General features: G+C 66.8%; 20 protein-coding genes. 12 read left to right on the forward strand and 8 right to left on the reverse strand.

From position 1 onward, the window contains the following. Positions 1-60 precede the first annotated feature (60 nt). Together N2K99_RS08125 and N2K99_RS08130 are read left to right on the forward strand one after the other, a co-directional pair. Positions 61-1,209, forward strand: coding sequence for a glycosyltransferase (locus tag N2K99_RS08125; RefSeq protein WP_227933460.1), 1,149 nt, complete (start codon positions 61-63; stop codon positions 1,207-1,209). A 12-nt stretch (positions 1,210-1,221) separates the two neighbouring features. Next, a complete protein-coding gene (locus N2K99_RS08130; RefSeq protein WP_227933461.1) occupies positions 1,222-2,325 on the forward strand; it encodes a glycosyltransferase in 1,104 nt (367 codons plus the stop codon). On the opposite strand, the gene N2K99_RS08135 is transcribed toward N2K99_RS08130, so the two are convergent. Next, positions 2,309-3,214: a glycosyltransferase family 2 protein gene (locus N2K99_RS08135; RefSeq protein WP_227933462.1), complete on the reverse strand. Its 906-nt coding sequence runs from the start codon at positions 3,212-3,214 to the stop codon at positions 2,309-2,311. The genes N2K99_RS08130 and N2K99_RS08135 overlap by 17 nt on opposite strands. Before the next feature lie 89 nt (positions 3,215-3,303). Here N2K99_RS08135 and N2K99_RS08140 point away from each other — a divergent pair, with 89 nt between their 5' ends. Next, positions 3,304-4,410 carry a glycosyltransferase family 1 protein gene (locus N2K99_RS08140; RefSeq protein WP_227933463.1) on the forward strand — a complete coding sequence of 369 codons (1,107 nt, stop codon included), beginning with the start codon at positions 3,304-3,306 and terminating at the stop codon, positions 4,408-4,410. On the opposite strand, the gene N2K99_RS08145 is transcribed toward N2K99_RS08140, so the two are convergent. After that, positions 4,407-6,683: a glycoside hydrolase family 3 C-terminal domain-containing protein gene (locus N2K99_RS08145; protein ID WP_227933464.1), complete on the reverse strand. Its 2,277-nt coding sequence runs from the start codon at positions 6,681-6,683 to the stop codon at positions 4,407-4,409. The two genes, N2K99_RS08140 and N2K99_RS08145, sit on opposite strands and share 4 nt — an antisense overlap. Positions 6,684-6,840: 157 nt before the next feature. Between N2K99_RS08145 and N2K99_RS08150 the strand changes: the two genes are divergently transcribed. After that, positions 6,841-8,499, forward strand: a complete 1,659-nt coding sequence (locus N2K99_RS08150) for an AarF/ABC1/UbiB kinase family protein (protein WP_227921828.1) — start codon at positions 6,841-6,843, stop codon at positions 8,497-8,499. Between the two features lie 99 nt (positions 8,500-8,598). Here N2K99_RS08150 and N2K99_RS08155 read toward each other — a convergent pair whose 3' ends face one another. Then, the gene (locus tag N2K99_RS08155) at positions 8,599-9,945 is read right to left on the reverse strand and encodes an MFS transporter (RefSeq protein ID WP_227921827.1); all 1,347 of its coding nucleotides are present in this window, start codon (positions 9,943-9,945) and stop codon (positions 8,599-8,601) included. Between the two features lie 250 nt (positions 9,946-10,195). Here N2K99_RS08155 and N2K99_RS08160 point away from each other — a divergent pair, with 250 nt between their 5' ends. From N2K99_RS08160 to N2K99_RS08170, 3 genes are read left to right on the forward strand one after another with little or no spacing between them, the layout of a single operon-like run. Further along, the gene (locus N2K99_RS08160) at positions 10,196-11,068 is read left to right on the forward strand and encodes a shikimate dehydrogenase (RefSeq protein WP_227933465.1); all 873 of its coding nucleotides are present in this window, start codon (positions 10,196-10,198) and stop codon (positions 11,066-11,068) included. Between the two features lie 19 nt (positions 11,069-11,087). Beyond that, on the forward strand, positions 11,088-12,968 hold the full coding sequence (locus tag N2K99_RS08165) for a bifunctional sugar phosphate isomerase/epimerase/4-hydroxyphenylpyruvate dioxygenase family protein (protein WP_227933466.1): 1,881 nt from the start codon (positions 11,088-11,090) through the stop codon (positions 12,966-12,968). Then, the gene (locus N2K99_RS08170; protein ID WP_227933467.1) at positions 12,969-13,724 is read left to right on the forward strand and encodes an IclR family transcriptional regulator C-terminal domain-containing protein; all 756 of its coding nucleotides are present in this window, start codon (positions 12,969-12,971) and stop codon (positions 13,722-13,724) included. Here N2K99_RS08170 and glsA read toward each other — a convergent pair. Genes glsA through N2K99_RS08185 form a run of 3 tightly spaced genes read right to left on the reverse strand, consistent with a single transcriptional unit; the run spans position 13,721 to position 17,693 of the window. After that, a complete protein-coding gene (glsA, locus tag N2K99_RS08175) occupies positions 13,721-14,671 on the reverse strand; it encodes a glutaminase A (protein ID WP_227921816.1) in 951 nt (316 codons plus the stop codon). The two genes, N2K99_RS08170 and glsA, sit on opposite strands and share 4 nt — an antisense overlap. After that, positions 14,668-16,296: a putative glutamine/gamma-aminobutyrate antiporter GadC gene (gadC, locus tag N2K99_RS08180; protein WP_227933468.1), complete on the reverse strand. Its 1,629-nt coding sequence runs from the start codon at positions 16,294-16,296 to the stop codon at positions 14,668-14,670. The genes glsA and gadC overlap by 4 nt, the downstream gene beginning before the upstream one ends. A gap of 17 nt (positions 16,297-16,313) precedes the next feature. After that, positions 16,314-17,693 carry a glutamate decarboxylase gene (locus tag N2K99_RS08185; RefSeq protein ID WP_227933469.1) on the reverse strand — a complete coding sequence of 460 codons (1,380 nt, stop codon included), beginning with the start codon at positions 17,691-17,693 and terminating at the stop codon, positions 16,314-16,316. Positions 17,694-18,005: 312 nt separating this feature from the next. Here N2K99_RS08185 and N2K99_RS08190 point away from each other — a divergent pair, with 312 nt between their 5' ends. The 4 genes from N2K99_RS08190 (at position 18,006) to N2K99_RS08205 (ending at position 22,128) form a co-directional block, all read left to right on the forward strand. Continuing rightward, positions 18,006-18,416, forward strand: a complete 411-nt coding sequence (locus N2K99_RS08190) for an Hsp20/alpha crystallin family protein (protein ID WP_227921809.1) — start codon at positions 18,006-18,008, stop codon at positions 18,414-18,416. A gap of 32 nt (positions 18,417-18,448) precedes the next feature. Then, the gene (locus tag N2K99_RS08195) at positions 18,449-20,455 is read left to right on the forward strand and encodes an MFS transporter (protein WP_227933470.1); all 2,007 of its coding nucleotides are present in this window, start codon (positions 18,449-18,451) and stop codon (positions 20,453-20,455) included. 165 nt (positions 20,456-20,620) lie between these two features. Beyond that, the gene (locus N2K99_RS08200) at positions 20,621-21,889 is read left to right on the forward strand and encodes an inorganic phosphate transporter (protein WP_227921804.1); all 1,269 of its coding nucleotides are present in this window, start codon (positions 20,621-20,623) and stop codon (positions 21,887-21,889) included. Further along, positions 21,886-22,128, forward strand: coding sequence for a hypothetical protein (locus N2K99_RS08205; protein WP_231709325.1), 243 nt, complete (start codon positions 21,886-21,888; stop codon positions 22,126-22,128). Before N2K99_RS08200 ends, N2K99_RS08205 begins: the two co-directional genes overlap by 4 nt. Positions 22,129-22,192: 64 nt before the next feature. Here N2K99_RS08205 and N2K99_RS08210 read toward each other — a convergent pair whose 3' ends face one another. Continuing rightward, positions 22,193-23,326: an alkene reductase gene (locus N2K99_RS08210; RefSeq protein ID WP_374200039.1), complete on the reverse strand. Its 1,134-nt coding sequence runs from the start codon at positions 23,324-23,326 to the stop codon at positions 22,193-22,195. 129 nt (positions 23,327-23,455) lie between these two features. Between N2K99_RS08210 and N2K99_RS08215 the strand changes: the two genes are divergently transcribed. Next, a complete protein-coding gene (locus tag N2K99_RS08215; RefSeq protein WP_227933471.1) occupies positions 23,456-24,001 on the forward strand; it encodes a dihydrofolate reductase family protein in 546 nt (181 codons plus the stop codon). Here N2K99_RS08215 and N2K99_RS08220 read toward each other — a convergent pair. Continuing rightward, a complete protein-coding gene (locus tag N2K99_RS08220; protein ID WP_227921800.1) occupies positions 23,998-24,486 on the reverse strand; it encodes a hotdog fold thioesterase in 489 nt (162 codons plus the stop codon). The two genes, N2K99_RS08215 and N2K99_RS08220, sit on opposite strands and share 4 nt — an antisense overlap. Positions 24,487-24,515 lie beyond the last annotated feature (29 nt).

Genomic DNA, 24,515 nt, shown 5'->3' on the forward strand with positions numbered 1-24,515 from the left:
CTGTCAGTACCCGCCTGCTGGCTCAGGTGCGGGACGCGGATACAAGGCATACTTACTAATATGAGTCTTGACTTCCCCCTGCCGCAGGGGCGCGCGGCAGGCGGGAAACCATTGCGCATAGCCGTCCTGTCGCACCTGCACCACCCGATCTCCAGCCCGTTCCAGGGCGGACTTGAAATGCACACCTCGCTGATGGCGGAAGAACTCGTGTCCCGCGGCAACGATGTCACGCTCTTCGCCAAGGCCGGCTCCCTGTCCAGCGGCCGGGTGGTGGAGGTCCTCCCGGAAACCTTCGAATTCCGGCGCGGGCTGGCTCCCGCACAAATGCAGCGGCAGCAGCAGTCCCTCGACGCCGCGCTGGGCTCGGCCGTCGCCGCGGTCCGGGCCGGCGGTTTCGACGTCGTCGTGAACAACTCGCTGAGCCTGCTCCCGTACCTGGAGCTGGCGGATGTGCCGATGCTGACCATCCTCCACACCCCGCCGTTGCCGTGGATTGTGGACGCCGTAGAGGATGGACGTGCCCCGCTCTCACCGCTGCACCGCTTCGTCAGTGTTTCGGCCCGCAATGCCACCGGCTGGTCTCCGCACCTGCCGGACCTGCACATCATCCACAACGGCATCCGGCTGGCGGACTGGCCCGCGGGCACCGGACACCGTACCGGAACCGTCGTCTGGGCCGGACGGGTCACACCCGAAAAAGGCCTGCACATAGCGATTGCTGCGGCCCGGATGGCAGGGATGGAACTGCACTTCGCCGGGCCGATCAGCGACGCGAAGTATTTCGAACGCACCGTCGCCCCGCATCTGGGCCGCGGAGTGCAGCACGTCGGCCACCTCGACCACCGGGAACTGGCCGCCTTCCTTGGGTCCGGAGAAGTCTTCATTGCCTCGCCTGTCTGGTCCGAGCCTTTCGGATTGACCGCGCTGGAGGCGATGGCCTGCGGCACGCCGGTGGCGGCCCTGCCGCTGGGAGCCATGCCGGAGATCATCGACGCCGACGGCGGCCGGCTCGCCGAAGGCCTCGGTGCCGATGCCCTGGCCGCGGCCGTCACGGACGCCCGCGGCCTCGACCGTGAGCGGGTACGGAAATCCGCGGCCCGCTTCAGCGCCTCAGCCATGGTGGATGCCTACGAGGACCAGCTGCACTCCCTGCCCCAACCGGACGGACAGCCCGACTCCGGCCATCCCGACGCCGTCCTCGTGCCGTAACAGGAGCAGCACTTGCCTTCTTCCCGCATGCCCCGCGTGGCCTACTACGCGCACCACCACGGCACCGGCCACCTGCGTCACGCCGCCAACATTGCCCGGCTGGCTGCCGTGGAGCTGCTTGTCACCGGAACCGCCCCGCCCGGGGGACCTCCACGCCTGCCCGGCGGAGCGCGGTTCGCGCCGCTGCCGCCCGACGTCGGACCTGACGGCCCCTTCGAGCCCGGGCCGGGGGACTTCCTGCACTATGCGCCGGCAGGTCCGGCGCTGCAGTCCCGCTTCAGCCAGCTGCACCGGCTCTGGGAAGGATTTGCCCCGGACGTGGTGGTCGTGGATGTGTCCGTGGAGGTCGCCGCCTTTGCGCGGCTCGCGGGTTATCCGGTCATCCACCGCCGGATGCACGGGGAACGGACCGACACGGCACACCGGCTGGCCTACGACTCCGTTCACCGGCTCATCGCCTACTTCCCGGAAGCCGTCGAAGATCCGGCGCATCTGCAGGCGTACGGCTCCAAGAGCACCTATCTGGGCATGCTGGCTCCGGACACCGCTCCCGCCGCCGGGCTCATCCCCGTGCGGCCCCGGACCGTCGCGGTGCAGACCTCCCTGGGCGGCAGCGGCGTAGCGCTCAAGGACGTGCTTGCCGCGGCCCGGCAGACCCCGGGATGGCAGTGGGACGTTATGGGACATACCGCCGGCACCCCGGGCGAGGTTCCCGCGAATGTGTCGCTGCTGGGCGTGGTCGCGGATCCGGGACCCCGGCTGGCCGCCGCGGATGTGGTGGTCACCTCGGCCGGCCACAATGCGGTGGCCGCCGCAGCTGCCGCACGCCGTCCGGCGCTGCTGATTCCCGAACCCCGGCCGTTCCGGGAGCAGGCCGTTTTCGCCTCTTCGCTCGCGGCAGCGGGTGCAGCCGCCGCGGCAAGCTTCGCCTCAGTGGCGGACTGGCCGAGCCTGCTGGAAGAACTGCGCGGAACGGATCCGCAGCTGCTGGCCAGGACCCTCCTGGTTTCCCCCGCCCACTACCGGGACCGGTTCCTGGCCGCCGTCGAGTCGGCCGTCTCCGGTGGCGAGGGGGATCCCGTTCCCGGCGGCCGGGACGTCAGTACGGCGCATTGACGCGGGCCGCGGCGAGCTCGTCGGGACCCGGACGGCGCAGCAGCCGCAGGTCCCCGCCGTCGCGCTCCCAGGACACGTAGCCTTCCCGGGCGAAGGCTTCGAGCCAGCCGGTCATCGGCCAGCTGCCCCATTTGGCCCGGAACGCCTTGGCGTTAATGACAATGGAGTCCAGGTGCTGCAGCGGCGGCCGGTGAACGCCGTGGTGCTGGTGGAACATGGTTGCGCCGGAGAACGCCAGCGGGACCGCCTTCCGCTGCGCTGTGAAGGCGAAGTCCGTGTCTTCGCCGCCGTACCCGGCAAAGGACTCGTCAAAGCCGCCGATCCGTTCGAAGATCTCCCGGTGCACGGCAAACCCCAGGGACCAGAACAGGGCGTATTCCTGGGAGGCACGTGCCGGTTCTCCCGGCGCCGGTGCCAGGGCAGCACGTGCGTGGTGCGGTACGGAGTCCCGGTGCAGCACCTGATCGTCGCCGTCGGAGACCCACGCCGGCACGTCCGCGTCCGCCGTGAGGTAGCGGGGTGCGGCCATCACCAGTCCGCCGGTGCGGTCCAGATCTGCCAGCAGGTGCCCGAACATGCCAGTTGCGGGAATGCAGTCCACGTCGAGGAAGACCAGAACTGCGGACCGCGCCGCCGCAGCAGCGGCGTTCCTGCCTGCCCCCAGGGGCAGCGGTTCGCCGGGGCCCGACGCCGCGTGGACCACCCGCAGCGGTACGTCACTGGGCGGGGGAACGGCCTCGGGCTGGTTCAGGTAGCAGACCACAATCTCTGCGGGCCGGCGGGTGGAGCGGCTGATCCCTCGGACGGCATTGGCCAGGTGGGCATCCCGTCCCGAGCTGATGATCAGCACCGAAAACGCCTGATCCGGGCCGGTCTGCTGCGGCTGCATTCTTTCCTTCCGCCGGGGGCGCCCTCCGCGGATGCCGCAAAATACTAAGTATACTGAACACGGTTTTTTACAGCGGCGAAAGAGGATGCGTGGGCAGGCCGGAAGGATCGAACATCAGGGTGGCGTCAGTGCCGCACAGCCAGGTCTATATCCGGCATACCGGCGCAGTCCCGGGGGAGCGGAACCCGGTGGTACGCCTGCCGGACCCGGACCCCCGCAACCCCGGCCAGTCCACGGAGGCGGCATGGTGGCCGCCGGTCATGCTGGATGCCGGCTGGATCCGGGAGAACGCCGACAGCTTCGACCTGATGCACATCCACTTCGGCTTCGACGCTATTTCGCCCCGGGACCTGCAGGCGGTCACCCACGAGCTGAAGGCCTCGGGGAAACCGCTGGTCTACACGGTCCACGACCTGCGCAACCCGCACCACCTCACTCCGGAGGCGCACGACGCACAGCTGGATGTGCTGATTGCCGCAGCCGACGAACTGATCACGCTGACGCCCGGGGCCGCCGCCGTCGTCGAGCGCCGGTGGGGCCGCCGCCCGCAGGTGCTGCCGCATCCGCACGTGGTGGATCTGGCGGAGCTTGAGCGGCGCCAGGCCCTGCGGCTGGCAGCCGGTCCGCGTGAGGAGTTCCGCGTCGGAGTGCACCTCAAGAGCCTGCGGCCGAACATGATGGAGGGGGCCATTCTTCCGGACCTGCTCGACGCCGTGGAACAGCTGCCCGGTGCCGTGCTGCAGGTGAACGGGCATCCGGACATCCTTACTCCCGGAGGGGACAAGTACCGGCCGGAACTGCACCGCTGGCTGTCGGAGGCCGCCGCGGCCGGGCGGCTCGAGCTGCAGGTCCGGGACTACTTCGACGAACCGCAGCTCTGGGACTACCTGTCGAGCCTGGATGTGTCCGTGCTGCCGTACCGGTTCGGCACCCATTCCGGCTGGCTCGAAGCGTGCACCGATCTGGGCACGGCCGTGCTGGCGCCGTCCTGCGGCTTCTACGCCCAGCAGCGCGCCGGCGTCACGGAATTCGTGCATAACGAGGACGGCCTCGATGCCCAGTCCCTGGCAAACGCGCTCAAGCAGGTGCATGCCGCCCGGGGCTGGCCGGGAATGAGCCGCGCGGAGCGGACCGCAGAGCGCCGGCAGGTGGCCGCAGCGCACGAGGAAATCTACCGGTCCCTGCTCAGCGCCTAGCCGGAGTCCCCTCCCGCCGGGCCGGCACCGCGCAATGCCTGTTCCAATCCGGCCAGCCGGTCCGGAGTAAGGGGGGTGCCGGGGAACCGGGCCAGCCGGCGCAGCGGCATACTGCCCATGAGTGCCAGCGCGTCGGCCATGCCCGGGCCTGCGCTGTCCGGGTCCCCGCCGCCCAGCAGCGTCCGACCCAGCGGATGCGCCAGCCACTCGGCAATGGTCGAGTCCAGTGTCAGCGGTGCCGCCGTGCCGCCGTCGGTGCCGGGCAGGTGGATGCTTCCGCTGAGCCGGATGTCCCGGGAGGAGGACCCGACGTCGATGCGGTAGGTTCCGCCGTCGGTGATCCAACGGTGCGACGCCGGGTCGTACCGCGCCAGCTCCCGCAGCGGTACCGTCAGCGCAACAGGAGCCGAGGCTCCGGGTTCGAGGAAGACCTTCCGGAAGGCCCGGAGCTCGCGCGGCGGCCGTACCGCGGGTCCTTCGGGAGCGCCGGAGTACACCTGCAGGACTTCGGCGCCGGCCCGGCTGCCGGTATTCGTGAGCGTTGCCTCGACTGCCAGGACCGGCCCCGTGTCCGTATCCGCGAGGCGGAGATCCAGGCCGGAGTAGTCGAAAGCGGTGTATGACAGTCCGTGCCCGAAGGCGAAGGCCGGTTCGATGCCCCGCGCGCCATACCAGCGGTAGCCCACCAGCACCCCTTCGCCGTAGCGGACCGTGCCTGCCTCGCCGGGGTAGTTTCCGAACGCCGGAGTATCTTCGATCCGCCGGGGGAAGGTTTCCGCCAGCTTTCCGGACGGGTTCACATCTCCCAGCAGGACATCCGCCAGCGCCTCGCCTCCGGCCTGGCCGGGCAGCCACGCCTCCAGCACGGCCGGTACCTGCTCCACCCACCCGGTCTCCACTGCGCCGCCGTTGAACAGGACCACCACTGTCCAGGGGTTAGCGGAGGTCACCGCCCGCAGCAGCGCCAACTGGTTCTCCGGCAGAGCCAGGTCCGGCCGGTCGAACCCCTCCGATTCCTTGTCCTCGGGCAGCCCAACGAAGAACAGCACTGCGTCCGCAGCGGCGGCAGCGGCCTCCGCTTCAGCCACCAGCTCCAGGTCGGGCGTTCCGTCCAGCCGGTAGCCGGCGGCAAAGACGGCTGCAGCGGTCCGCTCGGACAGGACCTCCAGCGGAACGCTGACCCGCGTGGGGGTCACCTGCGAGGAGCCGGCGCCCTGATACCGCGGGGTGCGGGCCAGCTCGCCCACCACAGCCAGCCGCAGGCCGGGCGAGAGCGGGAGAATCCCGCCCTCGTTCTTCAACAGCACCATGGATGCCGCAGCGGCCTCGCGTGCCAGCCGGTGGTGTTCGTCAGGGTCCGCACTGCTGTGCGCCGGCGAGGAAGTGCGGTCCGCCAGCTGCAACAGCCTCGCCGCGGATGAATCCACCATCTCCTGGTTGACAGTGCCTGCTTCCAGTCCCGCCTGCAGCTCCGACAGCCCCAGTCCGCCGCTGGCGGGCATCTCCAGGTCCAGTCCGGCGTCGAGTGCCGCCGCGCGGTCGGTAACCGCCCCCCAGTCGGACATCACCAGGCCGTCGAATCCCCACTCGCCGCGCAGGACCGTTTCCAGCAGCCAGGCATTCTCCGCGGCGTGGATGCCGTTGACCTTGTTGTAGGCGGCCATCAGGGTCCACGGGTGCGCGGTCCGAACCACCGTTTCGAAGGCCCGGAGGTAAATCTCGTACAGGGTACGTTCGTCCACCGACGCGTCGATGCGCATCCGGTCCGCTTCCTGGTTGTTCGCTGCGAAATGCTTGGGGCAGGCAGCCACCCCCTCGGATTGGAGGGCCCGGATCCAGGCAGCGCCCAGGGCACCGGCGAGCAGCGGGTCTTCGGAAAAGTACTCGAAGTTGCGTCCGCACAGGGGAGTGCGTTTGATGTTCAGCCCCGGTCCCAGCACGACGTCGACATGCGCAGCTGCCGCTTCCTTCGCCGTCGCCGTGCCGAGCCGGGCCAGCAGGTCCGGGTCCCAGGAACACGCCGTGAGGCATTCCGCCGGGAAGCAGGTGGCAGGCAGCGCGTCACCGATTCCCGGCTCTGACTCGCTGCGCGGACGCCGGATGCCGTGCGGCCCGTCGGAGAGCACCAGGGGCCGGAGCCCCGCCGCCGGGGCAGCAGCGGTGGTCCAGAACGAGGCTCCGGACAGCAGGACGGGTCTTTCATCCGGCGGGAGGGAAGACACCCGCTCCCGCAGCGAAGCAGCGGACGGCTGGTCAGGTGAGGGCATCGGCATGTGCCGGAGTCTAGGTGCCGTCCGCAGCCGGGAGAAGAGCACCGGGCGGCAGAAGCGGTGCAGGTGCGAAGGACCTGTCGGCGGAACCTGCCCTGCCGCTAGTGTTTCGTTAGCGAACAGCAGCGGAGAACCGGAGCCCCGCGGACGGAGCAGACCAATGATCAGCCAGCTGGACCGTTATCGGCAGATCGCCGAAATCCTCTCCCGCAACGGCCTTGGCTTCCTGGTGTCCGCCCTTGGACTGGAGGGCAGGCTGCCGTTCCGCCGCCAGCACGCGGCCGAGCCGGGAGGGAAACCCCGCACCCGTCCGGAGTACCTGCGTACTGCCCTCGAGGAGCTGGGCCCCACGTATGTGAAGATGGGCCAGTTGCTCTCCACCCGTCCGGACCTGCTGCCCCCGGAGTACCAGCGGGAACTGGCGAAGCTGCAGGATGACGCCGAAGCCGTCCCGTGGCCGCAGATCTCGGAGGAGCTGCGCCAGGAACTGGGCGGAGACCCGCTGGAGGTCTTCCGGTCCTTCGACACCACGGTCATGGCAAGCGCCTCGATCGGGCAGGTTTACGCCGCCGTCCTGAAGGACGGCACCGAGGTGGTGGTCAAGGTACGCCGGCCCGGCATCGCTGCCCAGGTGGAGCAGGACCTGGAAATCCTGCAGAACCTGGCCAACGCGGCCAGCAAGCGCTGGGAAGCCGCCCGCGATTACGACCTCACCGGACTGATGGACGAGTTCGCCTCCACCCTCCGCTCAGAGCTGGACTATCTCCAGGAAGGCCGCAACGCGGACCGGTTCCGGGCCAACTTCGAAGACGACGCTGCGATAACCATTCCCTACGTCTATTGGGACCACAGCACCTCCCGTGTCCTGACCATGGACCGGATCCGGGGAATGAAGGTCACGGACGTTGCCGCGCTCGACGCCGCCGGCATCGACCGTCCGGCGCTGGCGGTGGCCGCCGCACGCGTCGAAATGAAGATGGTCTTCGACGACGGTTTTTTCCATGCCGACCCGCACCCGGGAAACCTCTTCGTGGAGCCCGGCGGCCGGGTGGGACTGATCGACTTCGGCATGGTGGGCGAGGTGGACGAGAAGCTGCGCAGCCAGCTGTCAGCCCTGTTCATCGGCATTGTGCGCAAGGATCCGGAGCGGATCACCAATGCGCTGGTCCGGATCAACGCGTCCGGAATGCGGGTGAACCGCGTGAAGCTGAGGATGGACCTCGGTCCGCTGATCCGCCTGTATTCGGGCAAGGACCTGGCGTCGGCACCGGTGGGAACCATCATCACCACCGGGCTCGGCATCCTGCGCACGCACCACATCCAGTTGCCGCGGGAAATGGCGCTGCTGCTGAGGATGCTGATCATGACCGAAGGAATGGGCGAGGTGTTGGATCCCCAGTTCCGGCTCGGCCCCACGCTGGGGCCCTATGCGCGCAGGATGGCGGTGCACCAGCTGAACCCGGTGAACTACGCCCGCAGGCTCGGCCGTGCCGGAACGGAGGTCCTGGAGCTGGGAGCCGAACTGCCGGACCAGGCACGCCGGCTGCTCAGCACCCTGGAGATCGAGGGAGTGGAGGTCCACCTCCGCGGCGAGGAACTGCTGCCGCTGGTGATGCGGCTGGAGCGCGTGGGAAACCGGCTGGTGGCGGCAATCTTCGCGTCGGCGTTTATCCGGGGAGTGGGGGAGCTGACGCTGGGTGATTCGTCCCGCTGGAAATCGTGGCAGGCACCGCTGATGAGTGCCGGGCTCGCGTCTACGGGGGCGTTGGGCGGATACATCGCCTGGACCTCGCGCCGGGCGCGGCTGCGCGGCATGTGACACCGCGGTAGATGGCACAGGGGCAGATGACACAGGGCCGGGGCGGGAAAAGCTCCCGCCCCGGCCCTGCCGGGTATTGCTGTGCTGGTGCTGCCGTCCCTATGCAGTGGCCGGGCGTACCGGTGCGGCGGTCTTGGCCAGGTTCAGGCCCAGTTCCGCCGTCGGGGTGTGTGCGGTCTCCTTGGCGGTGAGGGCGGAAATCGCAGCGATGGCGCAGATGGCGCCGGTGAACATGCTGGTCACCACCCATCCGCCGGGTTCCAGTCCGCCGATGGCAGCAACGATGGACGGTGCAAAACCGGCCATCAGGAAGCCGAGCTGCGTGCCGATGGCGAGGCCCGAGAAGCGGACCTTGGCGCTGAACATCTCTCCGTAGAAGGACGGCCAGACAGCGTTGGCCGCCGCGTAGCCGCAGGAGAAGACGGCAACGGAGAGGGCGAACTGCAGCAGGGTGTTACCGGACTCCATGGACAGCAGATAGAACGGCATGATCACCGCGCTGGATACTGCTCCGTAGATGAAGACGGGACGGCGTCCGATCCGGTCGGCCAGCCGGCCGAACAACGGCTGCGTGAACAGCGCGAAGACGTTGCCTGCCACCACGAGCCAGAGCGTAATATCCGCGTCCACGTTGCCCACCTCGGTGCCGTACTTGATGGCCAGTGTCCCGTAGACGGTGGAAACGGCTGCAATAAAGGCGCAGCAGATGACCCGCAGCACGTCGCGCCAGTGATCCTTCAGCAGGACGCCCACCGGCAGCTTCGCGATCTCGTTGCGTTCCTTGGCCTCCGTGAAGGTGGGGGTTTCATGCAGCGAGCGGCGGATGAAGTAGGTGACGACGACAACCACGGCGCTCAGCCAGAACGGAATGCGCCAGCCGATGCCGTATTTGATCTCGTCCGGCAGGGCAACCACGGGAATGAACACCAGTGCGGCAAGGATCTGCCCGCCCTGAGTGCCTGTCAGTGTCCAGGACGTGAAGAACGAGCGGCGGTTGTCCGGTGCGTGTTCCAGGGTCATGGAACTGGCGCCGGCCTGCTCGCCTGCGGCGGAAAGTCCCTGCATCAGGCGGCAGAAGACCAGCAGGACCGGAGCCCACCAGCCGATCGTGTTGAAGTCCGGCAGGCAGCCGATCAGGAAGGTGGATCCGCCCATCAGCAGGAGGGTGAACATCAGGACCTTCTGGCGGCCCACCCGGTCACCGAAATGTCCGAGAATGACGGCGCCGACCGGACGGGCAATATAGGCGAAGCCGAAGGTGGCGAGCGACATAACGCTGGCCTGGGTGTCGGCGTCCGGGAAGAATACGCGTGGGAAAATGAGCGCGGCAGCGGAACCGAAGATAAAGAAGTCGTAGTACTCGACGGCACTGCCCATAAAGCTGGCAGTGGCGGCCTTGCGCGGGGTCTTGCCCGTTGCTGGTCCAGCGGGGGCGGATGCGTCCATTGCATCTCTCCTGACGTGGGCTGTGGTTGGGGGGGGGTATGAGGTGTGCGGGTAGTTATGCGGTGACTCTTACGGTGACTCTTACGGTGACTTGTGCAGGACGTGTGCGGGATGCGCACACGTGTGCATTCTCCGTACGCTTGAAGTAATGTAGCCCACAGTCAAGGGACCGGCAAGCAGTGACGCATATAAGTCCTGCGTGTTCGCAAGGCACCGCCGTCCGCAGGTAGGCACCGGAAGGAACAGCGCCATGAGCGGCACCGAGGAATCATTCGTTGTCGGGTTGATCGGGGAAGGCATCACCGCCTCGCTTACCCCGCCCATGCATGAAAGGGAGGCCGATCATCAGGGGCTCCGGTACATTTACCGGCCGATTGACCTCACGCAGCTGGGCCGCCCGGGCACCGACGTTGGAGCGCTGCTTCGCGCCGGTCGGGACCTGGGCTTCAATGCGTTCAACGTGACGCATCCCTGCAAGCAGCTGGTCCTCGCCGAACTTGATGTTGTGTCGGACGACGCCGAGCGGCTCGGCGCAGTAAACACGGTCCTGATCCGGGACGGCCGGTTCATCGGACACAACACTGATTTCTCCGGCTTCGGCGGGGCGCTGGCCGGCGGACTTCCGGATGCCGCGCTGGCCAAGGTGGTCCAGCTGGGCGTGGGCGGGGCCGGAGCGGCGGTGGCCTATGCCCTGCTTAAGGCCGGCACCGGCCAGCTGACCCTGCTGGACCTGGATCCCCTCCGCGCTGCGGAACGCGCCGCAGCGTTGTCCGGGCTCTTCCCGGACCAGCGGGTCATCTCCGGCACGCCCGCAGACCTTCCGGCCGTCCTGCCCGGAGCCGACGGCCTGGTCCATGCCACTCCGGTGGGGATGCATTCCCATCCAGGCCTCGCCGTGGACCTGGACCTGCTCGACTCCTCCCAGTGGGTGGCCGACGTTGTCTACCGTCCGGTGGAAACGGAACTGATCCTCGGCGCGCAGGCGCGGGGCTGCCGGGTGCTGGACGGCGGGCGGATGGCCGTGGGCCAAGCCGTGGATGCCTTTGAACTGATTACCGGCATCCGGCCCGATGCGGCACGGATGCTCGCCCACTTCCACGAACTGATTAGCCAGGGCCGCTGAGGGCCGGGACCGGAGCACCATGCGCACGTCAATTGCCACCGTCTGCCTGAGCGGGACGCTCGAAGAGAAAATGCGCGCCTGCGCCGATGCAGGCTTCGACGGCGTCGAAATCTTCGAACCGGACCTATTGGTGTCGCCGGCCAGCCCGGAGCAGATCCGTGCCCTGGCGGACACCCTGGGACTGACCCTGGACCTGTATCAGCCGTTCCGCGACTTTGAAGGCGTCGACGCACCCCTGCTGGAAGCCAACCTGGACCGCGCCCGGGCAAAGTTCGAACTGATGAACCGTCTGGGGATCGGGACCATGCTGTTGTGCAGCAACGTGGGCACGGCGACCATCGACGACGACGCCGCGGCGGCGGACCAGCTGCGCCGGCTAGGTGAGCTGGCGGCCGGCTACGGGGTAAAGGTCGCCTACGAAGCACTCGCCTGGGGGCGCTACGTAAATGATTTCGAGCATGCCCAGCGCATAGTGGACCTGGCCGACCACCCGCAGATCGGCACCTGCCTGGACAGCTTCCACATCCTCTCCCGCGGCTGGGACCCGGCCGCGATCGAGAAAATCCCTGCGGAGAAGATCTTCTTCGTCCAGCTCGCGGACGCGCCGGAACTCTCCCTCGATGTCCTCTCCTGGAGCCGGCACTACCGGGTCTTCCCCGGTGAGGGCGCGTTCGACCTGGTGCGGTTCATGGCCCATCTGGTCCGCAGCGGCTATGACGGGCCGGTCTCCCTGGAGATCTTCAACGACGTCTTCCGGCAGACGGCCGAGGACCGCACGGCGGTGGACGCCATGCGGTCCCTTATCTGGCTGGAGGAGCGTACGGCGTCGTACCTCGCACAGCACGACGGCGGCGCGCACTATCCGATGTCCCTTGCGACCCTGCCGAGCGTGGCCGAGCCCACCGGATTCAACTTCGCCGAGGTCAAGGCCGGGAACCCGGACACGGTCTCCGCGCTGCTGCACCAGCTGGGCTTTACCTTCGCCGGGCGGCACCGGACCAAACCCGTGCAGCTGTGGACGTCCGGCGCGGCGCGGGTGATCATCAACGGGCAGCAGGCCGGCGGTATGGAACCGGGCATTTCCGCACTCGGGCTGGACGTGCAGGACCCGCAGGCCGCAGCTTCCCGCGCCGTGCAGCTGCGGGCCCGGCAGGTGAGCCGGCGCAGCCAGGCGGACGAGCAGGTGCTCCAGGCCGTGTTTGCCCCGGATTCCACGGAGGTGTTCCTCTGCGAAGCCACCGCCGACGGCACTGCCGCGTGGGCGGACGAGTTCGGACCCGCGGGGAACCCCGACCCTCGGGAAACCGCCGGGCAGCCGGCGCAGCCGCTGATTTCGGCCATTGACCACATCAACCTGTCCCAGCCCTGGCAGCACTTCGACGAAGCGGTGCTCTTCTACGAGTCCACGCTTTCCCTGACCCCTATCGCCTCGCAGGAGGTCCCCAGCCCCATGGGCCTGGTCCGCAGCCAGGTGATGCGCAGCGCCGACGGCGGGGTGCGGCTGGCGCTGAACATTGCCCCGTTGGTCGTGGAATCCGGGCCCGGCGGGGCAGAGTATCCCCAGCACGTCGCCTTCACTTCCACCGATCTGGTTGCCACGGCCCGTCAGGCCGCCGAAAGGGGACTGCGGTTCCTGCCCGTGCCGGCCAATTACTATGAGGACCTGGCGGCCCGGTTCCGGCTTGATCCGGGTTTCCTCGCCGAACTCCAGGACCTGAACCTGCTCTACGACCGCGACGGCGACGGCGAATTCCTGCACTTCTATACGGGCACCGTGGGCAACGTGTTCTTCGAAGTGGTGGAGCGGCGGGGCGGGTACGAAGGTTACGGTGCACCCAATGCACCCGTTCGGCTGGCCGCCCAGTACCTGGCTTCCCGCGGGGAACCGAAAGCGCGTTAAGTGGAGGGCACAGACGGCTATTACGTGAAATCGGTGGAGAAGGCCTTCGCCGTGCTGGGCGCCTTCACGCTGAACGTGCCCGAACACACGGGCAGTTCCGCAGCCGCGGCAGCAGGCATCAGCCGTGCTGCGTCGCGCCGGTTCCTCCTCACCCTCCGGGACCTCGGCTACCTGGGCTTTGACGGAACCACTTTCCGCCTGGCGCCGAAGACCCTGGACATCGGGTCCTCGTTTCTGGCCCATCTTTCCCTGCCGCACGCCGCCGAGCCGCACCTGAAGCAGCTCTCCGTTGACCTGGGCGAGACTACGTCGCTCTGCATCCTGGACGGGACCGATGTTGTCTATGTTTCGCGGATCACTTCCCCCCGGCTGGTGCGGGTGGCCGTCAACGTCGGGACCCGGTTCCCGGCCTGGGCCACTTCGATGGGCAGGGTGCTGCTGGCGTCCCTGCCCGAGGCGGAGCAGGAAGCCTATTTCAGCACCGTGGAACTGATGCCTTACACCGCGCGCACCGTCCGCACCATCCAGGAGCTGAGGGCGTCCGTTCGGGAGACCGGCGAGAGGGGCTGGTCACGGGTGGCTGATGAGTTGGAGGACGGCCTGCGGGGCGTGGCTGTTCCGGTCCGCAGCGGCGACGGCACAGTGGTCGCGGCCGCCAACGTGTCGCTGCACCTGCACAGTTGGGAACGCGCGGAGGAGACCGTACTTCCGCCACTGCGCGCCGCCGCAGACCGGATAGGCCGGGACCTGGGCTAGTCGCTGTACTCGGTGGCCTTGTAGATACTCAGGCCCAGCGCCGCGGCAACCTGGGCCACCGCACGCTGTGCCTTGACGCTGTTGCCCACCTCGTCCAGCGGCGGCGCAAACCCCGCAATCGCCAGTTTGCCGGGCATGATGGCCAGGATGCCCCCGCCCACGCCGGACTTTCCCGGCAGTCCCACGCGGTAGGCCCAGTCACCGGAGGCGGTATACATCCCTTCCATGGTCATCTCGGCCAGCATGGCCGGGATGTTGGCAGCCTGCACCACCCGGTCCCCGCTCAAGGGGTTGATTCCCTTGTTGGCGATGGTGGCTCCCATGGCCGCCAGGTCACGGGCGGTGACGAGGGTGGAGCACTGCCGGGTATACACATCACACGCTTCCATCGGATCCGAATACATGGTGCCGCCCGAGTACAGCAGCCAGGCAATCGCCCGGTTATGGAAGTTGGTGGACTGCTCGGAGTTATTCACCTCGTCACTCAGCGTGATTCTCCGGCCGGCAAATGCGCTCTGGACCTGCAGGATCGCCTCCCACCGATCCTCGGCGTTGTCGCCGGGAATCAGGGAAACCGTGGACATGGCCCCGGCATTGACCAAGGGCGAAACCGGTGTGTCACCGTGCAGGACGACGGAAATCACCGAGTTGAACGGCTCCCCGGTAGGATCCGCACCGACCTTTTCCTGGAAGGTTTCCAGCCCCACCTTCTCCATGGCCCACGCCATGGAGAACACCTTGGAAATGGATTCCAGGGCGAATTCGAAGCCTGTGTCACCGGCTTCGAACAACGCTCCGTCCGCGGTCATCACGCAAACCCCGAAGAGGTCCGGGTTCACGGACGCCAGGTACGGGATGTAGCTGGCGTTCCTGCCCCCGGAGTCGTTTCGGTGGTCTGCGTACGCCGTCCGGACCGCCGATTCAATTGCGGCGTCATCGAGTGTCATACCGCCGAGCTCCCGCCGTGCCTGCTGCCGTCGTCGTGCGAGAACATCACCGGCGAACCGGAGGATTCCGCTTCCCTGGTCAACTGTTGGGTGGAAACACTGGACTCCGAGACCGTCCCGGGATGGGAATGCTCAATCTGCCACGTGAACGGAACGAATTCGCTGGTCCGGTCCCGCCAGTGCGGCTTGCGGAAGGCATAAATAAGGAACGGCAGGATGACCATCACCACAGCCCCGCCCACGAGGATGCCCACGTAGACTTCCGGGGATCCTACGGAAATCTGGTCCGGCGGGATGAAGCTGAAGGCGAAAGCCATCAGTGAACCGAGGAAACCCACGCCGCCGATAATCCACATGCCGACGTCGCCTCCGGGCACCCGGTAGGGACGCGGACGGTTCGGCTGGCTGTAGCGCAGGTAGATCGCGGCAGCGAACATCAGCATGTACATGATGAGGTACAGGATCACCGTCAGCTGGCTCAGGATCTGGTAGGCGGCCTGAACCGAGGGCAGCACTACGTAGGTCAGTCCCAGGCCGGTGACCATAAAGGCCTGGAAAAACAGGATGTGGGTGCCCATTCCATTCTTGTTGGTGTGCTGCCAGAAGCGGGGGAGGTAGCCTGCCTTCGCCACGGCAAGCATGCCCGTTGACGGACCTGCCACCCAGGTCACTACGCCGGCGAGCACGCCGATCAGCAGCATAAACGCGACTATGGGTCCAGCCCAGCCAATGCCGGCCCATTCAAACATGTCGTTGTAGGAGGTCAACAGGCTCTGGGTGAGGTTGATATCGGCCTGGGGCACCACGAACGCGATGGCCAGGGTTCCCAGCACGAAGATGATGACGGTCCCTGCCGCCGCGGTCAGCACGGCGATCGGGTAGTCGCGGGTGGGGTTCTTGACCTCTTTGACGTGGATCGCGTTCATTTCCATGCCGGCGTAGAAAAGGAAAATCGACGCCGCGAGCACCACGTTGGAGAAGTTGCCGAAGTCGGGAATGAGTTCGCCCCAGCCCAGCTGGATCTGCGGGGTGTTGCCGGCAAAGAAATAGGAGAAGCCAAGGACGATCAAGATGGCCGCCGGAATGATGGTTCCGATGATGCCGCCCCACTGGCTCACCCGGGAGAAGGCTTTTGCACCGCGGAAGGCAATGAACGTGGCCAGCCAATAGACCACGAGGACCACTGCGAGGACGAAGAGCTTGTTTCCTGCGAGTTGCGCGTCAAGGTTCTGGTTGTCCCCGGTGTAGGCCAGTGACACAGCACCGAACGTCAGCACGGTGGGGAACCAGATGGTCACCTCGATGAAGAGCATGAACATGGCCAGGAAGGCCCACCGCGGTCCGAAGGCCTCGCCGACCCATCGGAAGACGCCGCCCGTCTCCGGCCATCCAGTGGCCAGCTCCGCGGCCACGAGGGAGACCGGAATCAGGAAGACGACGGCGGCCAGGACATAGTAGAAAATCGAGCTCAGGCCGTACTCGGCCTCCGACGGAAGCCCGCGGAGGCTGACCACGGCCACAATGTTCATCACCGCCAGGGCGCCGATGGTGATCTGGGCACTCTGCTTCGATTTCGCCCGCTGCTGATCCGCTGCGGGGGAATTTGCTGCCTTCGAATCGCTCATTTAGGCCACCTCCTCGACTAGTGATGGAATCCGGGATGCTCCGCCTCACGAGGCATCGGGGCACTCAGCTGATCCAGGTACGTGGTTTCCCGTCGGATATCCGCCAGCAGTTTCTCTGCCAGGTCCATGCTCAGCCCGTTGCGGACCACAATCCGTTCCACCGTCAGGTTCGAGAGGTTGTCCGGCAGGGGATAGGCGGGCACGAGCCACCCCCTGGTGCGGAGCCGCTCGGCCAGGTCGTACAGGTTCCACTTGTCCGTGTATCCATCTTTCAGCCGCCAGGCGAACACTGGGATGTCGGAGCCGTCGTTCCACAGTTCGAAGGGGCCCAGCTCAGCGATCGCGCCGGACAGGTGCAGCGCAACGTCCTGCGAGGCCTGCTGGATCCGTGCATAGCCGTCGCGGCCCAGGCGCAGGAACAAGTAAAACTGCAGGACCACCTGTGCACCGGGGCGCGAGAAGTTCAGGGCAAAGGTCGGCATATCGCCGCCGAGGTAGCTCACGTAGAAAATCAGGTCCTCCGGAAGCCACTGCCGTTCCCGCCAGACCACCCAGCCGAGCCCCGGGTAGACCAGGCCGTATTTATGGCCGGAAGTGCTGATCGAGTGGACCCGCTCCAGCCGGAAGTCCCACTCCAGGTCCTGTTGGATGAACGGCGCGATCATGGCGCCGGACGCCCCGTCCACGTGGATGGGGATGTCGAGGCCGGTGGAAGCCTGGATCTCGTCCAGCTTGGCCGCGATCTGCTTTACCGGCTCATACATGCCGGTGTAGGTCACGCCCATGATGGCGACGACGCCGATGGTGTTTTCATCGACGTAGTTCTCCAACTCGAAGCCGTCCAGGCATTTGTGCTCTTCACTGATGGGCACCAGCCGCGGCTCGACGTCGAAGTAGTTGCAGAACTTCTCCCAGCACACCTGGACCGCGGAACTCATCACCAGGTTCGGCTTATCAGTAGGCTTTCCCTCGCTGCGGCGCCGATGCTGCCAAAGCCGTTTGAATGCCAATCCGCCCAGCATGCAGGCTTCGGAGGAACCGACCGTCGAGGTGCCGATGGAGTTCTCCGGGGAGGGGGAATGCCACAGATCGGCGAGGATCCGCCAGCAGTTCTGCTCAATCTGCGCAGTCTGCGGGTATTCGTCCTTGTCGATCATGTTCTTGTCGAACGTCTCGCTGTAGAGCCGGTTCGCGTGGTCGTCCATCCAGGTGCTGACAAACGTCGCCAGGTTCAGGCGTGCGTTGCCGTCCAGCATGGTTTCGTCATGGACAATCTGGTATGCCGTTTCCGGCAGCATTTCACCATCATTCAGGCGGAATTTCGGAGCGGCAGTCTCCTCGCCCGGCCGGGCAAAAAGCGGATTGACGGAAAGCGAATCAGGATTTTGCTGCGCCATTTTGGAAGCCTCTCATCGACAGTATGACAACCGGCATCAGGCCGTAGTGAACGGCGGTGGGTCCCCCCAGGGCTGCGCGTAGAAAAAACTCTACGCGCGGCAAAAATCCATTGCTAGGGTGCGGATGCCGGGCGCCGGGATTACTGGCAAAACGGCGGGAAACCCTGTCCCCGGGCCGGGATTTGCCGGTTTTCCGTTGAGGGCCGGCCCGTGCCGGACGTACCCTTGCCGGACCGTTCATTCCGCCCGGCGCCCCGGCAGCTCCAATTAGCTCCAACGCCGCCGTACCGGGCAACAGAGAAGGAGATTTCCATGGCTTCCCTTGCACGCCGCGAACGTTTCGAACTGCCGGACCAGGTCCGCAAGTTCTTCGAGGGGGACTGGGAGGTCCCTGCCTTCCCCGTCGAGGAATACCAGGACGGCTCGGCCATGGTGATCCGGGCCGAACTGCCCAACATCAATCCGGAACAGGACCTGGACGTCACGGTGAGCGACGGGGTCCTGCACATCAAGGGGGAACGGAAGGAAAAAACGGAGCACAAGGGACGGCACGGCTACCGTTCCGAGTTCCGTTACGGGTCATTCACCCGGGAAATAGCGCTGCCGTCCGGAGCCAGCCAGGACAACGTCACGGCTACCTACAACGACGGCGTGCTGGAGGTGCGTGTGCCGGTCCCCGAGGTTGGACCATCGTCAACCAAGGTTCCCATCTCGCGGGGCTAGGGCGGCCGCCGAGCTGAAGCCGAAGGAGCCGCATGACTGAACGGCCAGCAGCACGCAAGGGCGCGCGGACGTTCCCGGACTGGCTGGTCATTGCCACGCTGGGCTGCGGCGGCATAGTGGTCTCGCTTGAAAAAACCGCGGTGGTTCCGCTGCTGCCGGAATACCCCCGGATCTTCGGGGTCACCTCCGACGATGTGTCCTGGCTGGTCACCGTAACGCTGCTCTCCGCGGCGGTGGCAACCCCCATCGTCTCCCGGCTCGCGGACATGTACGGCAAACGCCGGATGCTGCTGGTGGCCATGGCCCTGATGGTTGCCGGCGCCTTCACGGCCTCCATCGGCGGGACCTTCGCGTGGGCCCTGGTCGGCCGCGGACTGCAGGGTCTTGCCGGTGCGGTCATACCGGTGGGGATCAGCATCCTCCGGGAAGCCCTGCCGCAGAAGAAGATCGCCGGCGCCGTTGCGCTGATGAGTGCCAGCTTCGGCATCGGCAGCGCCCTGGGCCTGCCGCTTGCCGGGCTGGTCTATGAACGGTTCGGCTGGCAGGGCACCTTTTGGGTGGTGGGAGTGATTGGCGCGTTGCTGATTGCCGCCGTCGTCGTTTTCGTTCCGGAGTCGAAGGTCCGCAGCCCGGCACCGTTTGACTACGTCGGGGCCGTGCTGCTGTCGGCCGCCATGACCGCCGTATTGCTGGCCATTACCAAGGGCGGGGTCTGGGGCTGGACCAGTTATCCGATCCTGGGCCTTTTTGCCGCCGCCGCCGTCTGCTTCGCGCTGTGGTTTCCGGCGGAGCTGCGCAACGGACAGCCTCTGGTGGACCTGCGGACGTCCGCTCTCCGCCCGGTCCTGCTCACCAACATCGGAGCCGTCCTGGTGGGCTTTTCCATGTATGCGAACATGCTGGTCACTACGCAGCAGCTGCAGCTCTCAAAGGAAACCGGTTACGGCTTCGGGCTGAGCGTGCTCGCGGCCGGGCTCACCATGATCCCGTCAGGGCTGGCCATGGTGGCGGTTTCCCCGGTCTCGGCGCGCATCACCAATACCTACGGAGCCAAGGCCACGTTGGTGATCGGCTGCACCGTTATGGCTGCGGGGTATCTGGCACGCATCCTCTTCGTGCACACGGTTCCTCAAATCATCACCGGGGCCGTGATTGTGTCGATCGGCACGGCAATCTCCATGGCCGCCATGCCCACCATCATCATGAGCAACGTCCCGCTCACCGACACAGCAGCAGCCAACGGCCTGAACACCCTGCTCCGGTCCGTAGGCACCTCAACCTGCAGCGCAACAGTGGCCACTATCCTGGCCTCGCTGACAATAACCATCGGCGGCAGCACATTCCCCGGACTGGACGCGTTCCGGACCATCTTCGTGTTGGCCGGCCTGGCCGCACTGGCTGCCGCCGGTGTCGCCTGCCTGATTCCCCGGTCCCGCCGGCACGAGGCCACGCACCCGGACCTGCACGCCGACGGCGGACAGCGGCAGCCGGAACCGGAGGAAAAGCGGGAGATCATGGTCAGCGGCCGGCTGCTGTCCGCTGCGGACGGCAGGGCGGTGGGCCAGGCGACCGTTACTGTGCTGGACAGCGGCGGACGGCCGGTGGACTGGGACCGCGCGGACCACGACGGCGGCTATGCCGTCCTGCTTCCCGGTGAGGGCCGGTACGTCCTGGTTGCGAGCCAGGCCAGCTGGCTGCCGGTTTCGGAAGTGCTTGCCATCCGCGGTGCGACGGTACACCACGACCTCCATTTCCGCCGGGCGCTGGCCCTCACCGGACGGATCCGGCATGCCGGCCGCGCCGTCGCTGATGCACTCGTGATCCTGGTCCGGCCGGGCGGAGAGGTATCCGCGTCGGCCCGTTCAGACAGCAGAGGCAACTACGAGCTGCCTTTGCCCGGATCCGGTGAGTATGTCCTCAGCGTCATTGAACCGGACGCTCGTACCACTCACACCCGGACCGTGGTCCTGCCGGCGCCGGACACCGTGATCGACGTGGAACTCGGAGGGCGGGAGCCCCGCACCGGCCTCAGGATCTGACCGGGCCGCCCCTCACCGAGACCAAGGGCACATCCGCCGCTTTGGTACGCACCTGTCCAAGCGCATACGATCAATCTGGCGTAAAGCGGGCGTCGGCAGCCAAACACGTGCCGACCTATGTCCCGCTGCGCGGATTCTTTCACTCGTCTTTAGTTAGGGTATGCGGTGGACCTCACCCTCATGGTCGCGCTGGTGATCGCGCTAGCACTATTCTTCGACTTCACCAACGGCTTTCATGACACCGCCAATGCGATGGCTACCCCCATCGCAACCGGTGCCATCAAGCCCAAAACGGCCGTCGCCCTGGCGGCCGTGCTCAACCTGGTAGGTGCCTTCCTCTCCACGGAGGTAGCCAAAACCATCTCCGGCGGACTCATCAAGGAAGGTGAGGGCGGGATCCAGATAACCCCCGTCATGATCTTCGCCGGCCTGATGGGCGCCGTCATCTGGAACCTGATCACCTGGCTGCGGGGACTGCCGAGCAGTTCCTCCCACGCCCTGTTCGGCGGGCTGATCGGTGCCGCGATTGTCGGCGCCGGATTCGGTTCGGTGGATTACTCCGTGCTGATGTCCAAGGTTGTCCTGCCGGCGCTGATCGCTCCGTGCATCGCCCTGTTCGTGGCATACCTCGCCACCAAGCTGGCATACCGGATCACCCGCCGGCATGATCCCGATTCGGGCAACAAGCTGCCCCGTAAGCGCGGCGGCTTCCGCTACGCCCAGATCTTCTCCTCCTCCCTGGTTGCCCTGGCTCACGGCACCAACGACGCCCAGAAGACCATGGGTGTGATCACCCTGGTCCTGGTTGCCGGCGGCCTGCAGACCTCCGGGACCGGCCCCGAGTTCTGGGTGGTCGCAGCCTGTGCCATTGCCATTGCCGCCGGAACCTACGCCGGTGGCTGGCGCATCATCCGCACAATGGGAACCGGCTTGACCGAGGTCAAGCCGGCACAGGGCTTTGCTGCCGAAACCAGTACGGCCGCTGCCATCCTGGCGTCGTCCCATCTGGGATTCGCGCTGTCCACCACACAGGTCGCGTCCGGCTCCGTGATCGGTTCCGGCCTGGGCCGCAAGGGCGCCGAGGTCCGCTGGGGCACCGCCGGCAGGGTCGGCGCCGGCTGGCTCCTTACGCTTCCCGCCGCCGCCGCTATGGGTGCCATCGCGGCGCTCATCGCGTCCATCGGCACTGCAGGCGTAGTCGCAATCACCGTCCTCGGAACCCTCACCGTCCTGGGCATCTTCCTGTGGTCCCGCCGCAGCCCGGTGAACCACGACAACGCGGTCAGCGACATTGAAAACGCGGGCGAAGTGGTCCGCATCAAGAAGCGCCGCGGCAAGAACACCGGCAAGGGCAAGAACGGCAACTCCGGTAAGAACAGCAACTCCGGCAGGAACGGCCGCGCCGCTGCCAAGGTCAAGGAAGGTTCGAAATGAACATCCACTGGATGGACTACCTGACGGTCTTCGGAGTCACACTCCTCGCCGCGCTGACCGTGGTCTGCATCTATTCGTTCGGGGTCCGGCTGTACGCGGTCTCGCTCGATGCGGAAACCGGCTCCACGCCGCGCAACCGCGTTGCCCTGGCGAAGGCCGGTGCCTTCGCCTGCTTCGCCCTGAGCGCTGCAGCGGTGCTGTTCGGCATCTACCTGATTGTCCCGGCGCTGCACGGCTAGCTTTCAGAACCGTAAAAGGCCCGCCGGATCATTAGATCCTGCGGGCCTTTTACGTTGGCGGAGCCTAGTTCTGCGACGCAGCGTCCGGGGCGTAGAACGGGTAATCCGTGTAGCCCTCGGGTCCGAAGGAGTAGAACGTCGTTGCGTCCGGGGTGTTCAGCGGCAGGTCTTCCTGCCAGCGGCGCACCAGGTCGGGGTTGGCGATGGCCGGACGGCCGACAACGACGGCGTCACCCAGTCCGTCGTCCATCATGGCCAGGGCTTCCTCGCGGGTGGTGAGGGGGCCGAAACCGGTGTTGAGCAGTACCTTGCCGCCGAAACGGGTGCGCAGGGCCTGCACCAGATCACCGGCGGGATCGCGGTGCAGGATGCTCAGGTACGCAAGGCCGAGCGGAGCCACGGCATCCAGCAGGACGCCGTAGGTGGCAAGCACATCCTCTGCGTCCATCTCCAGGCAGCCCTGGACATTGTGTTCGGGCGAAATACGCAGGCCCACCCGGTCGGCGCCGATCTCGGCCGCGACTGCAGCAAGCGTTTCGATGACGAACCGTGCGCGGTTCTCGGGGGTTCCGCCGTAGTTGTCCGTGCGCTGGTTCGCCGTCGGGGAAAGGAATTCATGCAGGAGGTAGCCGTTCGCTCCGTGCAGCTCCACGCCGTCGAACCCGGCGTCCACCGCTGCCCGGGACCCGCGCACGAAGTCCGCGGTCACGGACGCCAGTTCCCCGGCCTCCAGCGCGCGGGGCACCGTGTATGCCTGCTTGCCGTCGTAGGTGTGCGACATGCCGTCCACGGCAATGGCGCTCGGGGCTACGGGGTCCACTCCACCGTTGATGTTCGGGTGGGTCACCCGGCCCGCGTGCATGACCTGCGCAACAATGCGGCCGCCGGCTGCATGTACGGCGTCGGTGACCTTCCGCCAGCCCTCCAGCTGTTCCGGATCCACGAGTCCGGGCTGGCCAGGGAAGCCCTGCCCTTCGCGGCTGGGATACGTTCCTTCGCTGACGATCAGGCCCAGCGAGGCGCGCTGGCTGTAGTGCTCAACCATCATCGGACCCGGGATGCCGTCGCGTCCGGCTCGCTGGCGGGTCAGCGGGCCCATCACGAGGCGGTTGGACAGTTCAAGGCTGCCGGCGGTCATCGGGGAAAACAGGTTCACTAAGTAACTCTTCCTATAGATTGCCGCTGCCTGTGCCTGCATAGGCGGCGCTGACAGCGGCAGTATGGTTCCGTAGGCGGCAACCCGGTACCCCGCGAACCTATTCCGCGGGCGACGCCGACTGTGGCGGAGCCCATACCTGTCCGGCCGCCGGCTGGCTACCATGGCGGCATGGTGCGGACTGTGTACTACGCCTCGGTATCCCTCGACGGATTCACCGCCGACGACGCCGACGACGCCGCCGGCCCGGCGGATAACCGCCGGTTCCGGGTGGCCGAATCGCCGGCGAACGCGGGCGCCGTCGTGATGGGGGCGGGAACCTACGGCCGGCTGCAGCGGCAGGTAGGGGAGGGCGGCGTCGGCGCGTGGGACTGCCCGCCCGGGCCTGTCTGGGTCTACACGCATCACGAGTTTCCCGCCGTCGCCGGGGCGGACATCATGTTTGTCCGCGGTCCGGTGGAGGAATTCGCGGCGGACATCACGGACTCGGCCAACGGCGGCGACGTCTGGCTGCGCGGTGCGGACTTGGCGGGCCAGTACCTGCACCACGGGTTACTGGACGAACTACGCCTGGTGGTGCATCCGATCCTGCTCGGCAGTGGCCGGCCGCCGCTGCCGTTGGCGGCTGCACGGCCTGCGGTGCTGCTCAGCGCCCGTCCGTCCGCCGACGGCAGCGTACGGCTGTGTTACGGAATCCGGGCCGGGCAGGAGCCCTAGCGGGACTCGCGGATCATATTCGTGATGCGGGCCGTGGACAGCCTGCGGCCCTCCTCATCGGTGATGACCACTTCGTGCGTGGTGAGGGTGTTGCCCAGGTGCACGGCCGTGGCCGTGCCGGTGACCAGCCCGGAGGACGCGGACCGGTGGTGCGTGGCACCGATTTCTATCCCGACGGCGTGCCGCCCGGGTCCGGCATGGATACCGGCGCCGAAGGAGCCGAGGGTCTCGGCGAGGACCAGGTGCGCCCCGCCGTGAAGGATCCCTGCCACCTGTTCGTTGCCCTCCACCGGCATGGTGGCCACCAGCCGGTCCGCCGACATCTCGAGGAAACGGATGCCCATCTTTGCCACCAGCCGGCCCACGCCGTGCGCGGACAGCCAGTCGTGCATCTCTTCCGGGACACCGGCGTCGATAAGTTCCTGCTTGTGGGGGTTGGTGCCCGCCTGACGGCCGGAAGTGCCCGGCGTGAAAATCTCGCTCATGGCAACTAGGCTTGCATTTGTGAGTGAAT

This window comes from Arthrobacter sp. zg-Y1110, assembly GCF_025244865.1.
In the GTDB taxonomy this organism is placed as follows: domain Bacteria; phylum Actinomycetota; class Actinomycetes; order Actinomycetales; family Micrococcaceae; genus Arthrobacter_B.

Bases quoted from the DNA above. Each gene is read 5' to 3' on its own strand.
- N2K99_RS08155 (WP_227921827.1), bottom strand. From the start codon at position 9,945: ATGGACGCATCCGCCCCCGCTGGACCAGCAACGGGCAAGACCCCGCGC.
- gadC (WP_227933468.1), bottom strand. From the start codon at position 16,296: ATGAGCGATTCGAAGGCAGCAAATTCCCCCGCAGCGGATCAGCAGCGG.
- N2K99_RS08185 (WP_227933469.1), bottom strand. From the start codon at position 17,693: ATGGCGCAGCAAAATCCTGATTCGCTTTCCGTCAATCCGCTTTTTGCC.
- N2K99_RS08195 (WP_227933470.1), top strand. From the start codon at position 18,449: ATGACTGAACGGCCAGCAGCACGCAAGGGCGCGCGGACGTTCCCGGAC.
- glsA (WP_227921816.1), bottom strand. From the start codon at position 14,671: ATGACACTCGATGACGCCGCAATTGAATCGGCGGTCCGGACGGCGTAC.
- N2K99_RS08160 (WP_227933465.1), top strand. From the start codon at position 10,196: ATGAGCGGCACCGAGGAATCATTCGTTGTCGGGTTGATCGGGGAAGGC.
- N2K99_RS08150 (WP_227921828.1), top strand. From the start codon at position 6,841: ATGATCAGCCAGCTGGACCGTTATCGGCAGATCGCCGAAATCCTCTCC.
- N2K99_RS08135 (WP_227933462.1), bottom strand. From the start codon at position 3,214: ATGCAGCCGCAGCAGACCGGCCCGGATCAGGCGTTTTCGGTGCTGATC.
- N2K99_RS08125 (WP_227933460.1), top strand. From the start codon at position 61: ATGAGTCTTGACTTCCCCCTGCCGCAGGGGCGCGCGGCAGGCGGGAAA.
- N2K99_RS08215 (WP_227933471.1), top strand. From the start codon at position 23,456: ATGGTGCGGACTGTGTACTACGCCTCGGTATCCCTCGACGGATTCACC.
- N2K99_RS08145 (WP_227933464.1), bottom strand. From the start codon at position 6,683: ATGCCGATGCCCTCACCTGACCAGCCGTCCGCTGCTTCGCTGCGGGAG.
- N2K99_RS08190 (WP_227921809.1), top strand. From the start codon at position 18,006: ATGGCTTCCCTTGCACGCCGCGAACGTTTCGAACTGCCGGACCAGGTC.
- N2K99_RS08220 (WP_227921800.1), bottom strand. From the start codon at position 24,486: ATGAGCGAGATTTTCACGCCGGGCACTTCCGGCCGTCAGGCGGGCACC.
- N2K99_RS08165 (WP_227933466.1), top strand. From the start codon at position 11,088: ATGCGCACGTCAATTGCCACCGTCTGCCTGAGCGGGACGCTCGAAGAG.
- N2K99_RS08210 (WP_374200039.1), bottom strand. From the start codon at position 23,326: ATGCAGGCACAGGCAGCGGCAATCTATAGGAAGAGTTACTTAGTGAAC.
- N2K99_RS08205 (WP_231709325.1), top strand. From the start codon at position 21,886: ATGAACATCCACTGGATGGACTACCTGACGGTCTTCGGAGTCACACTC.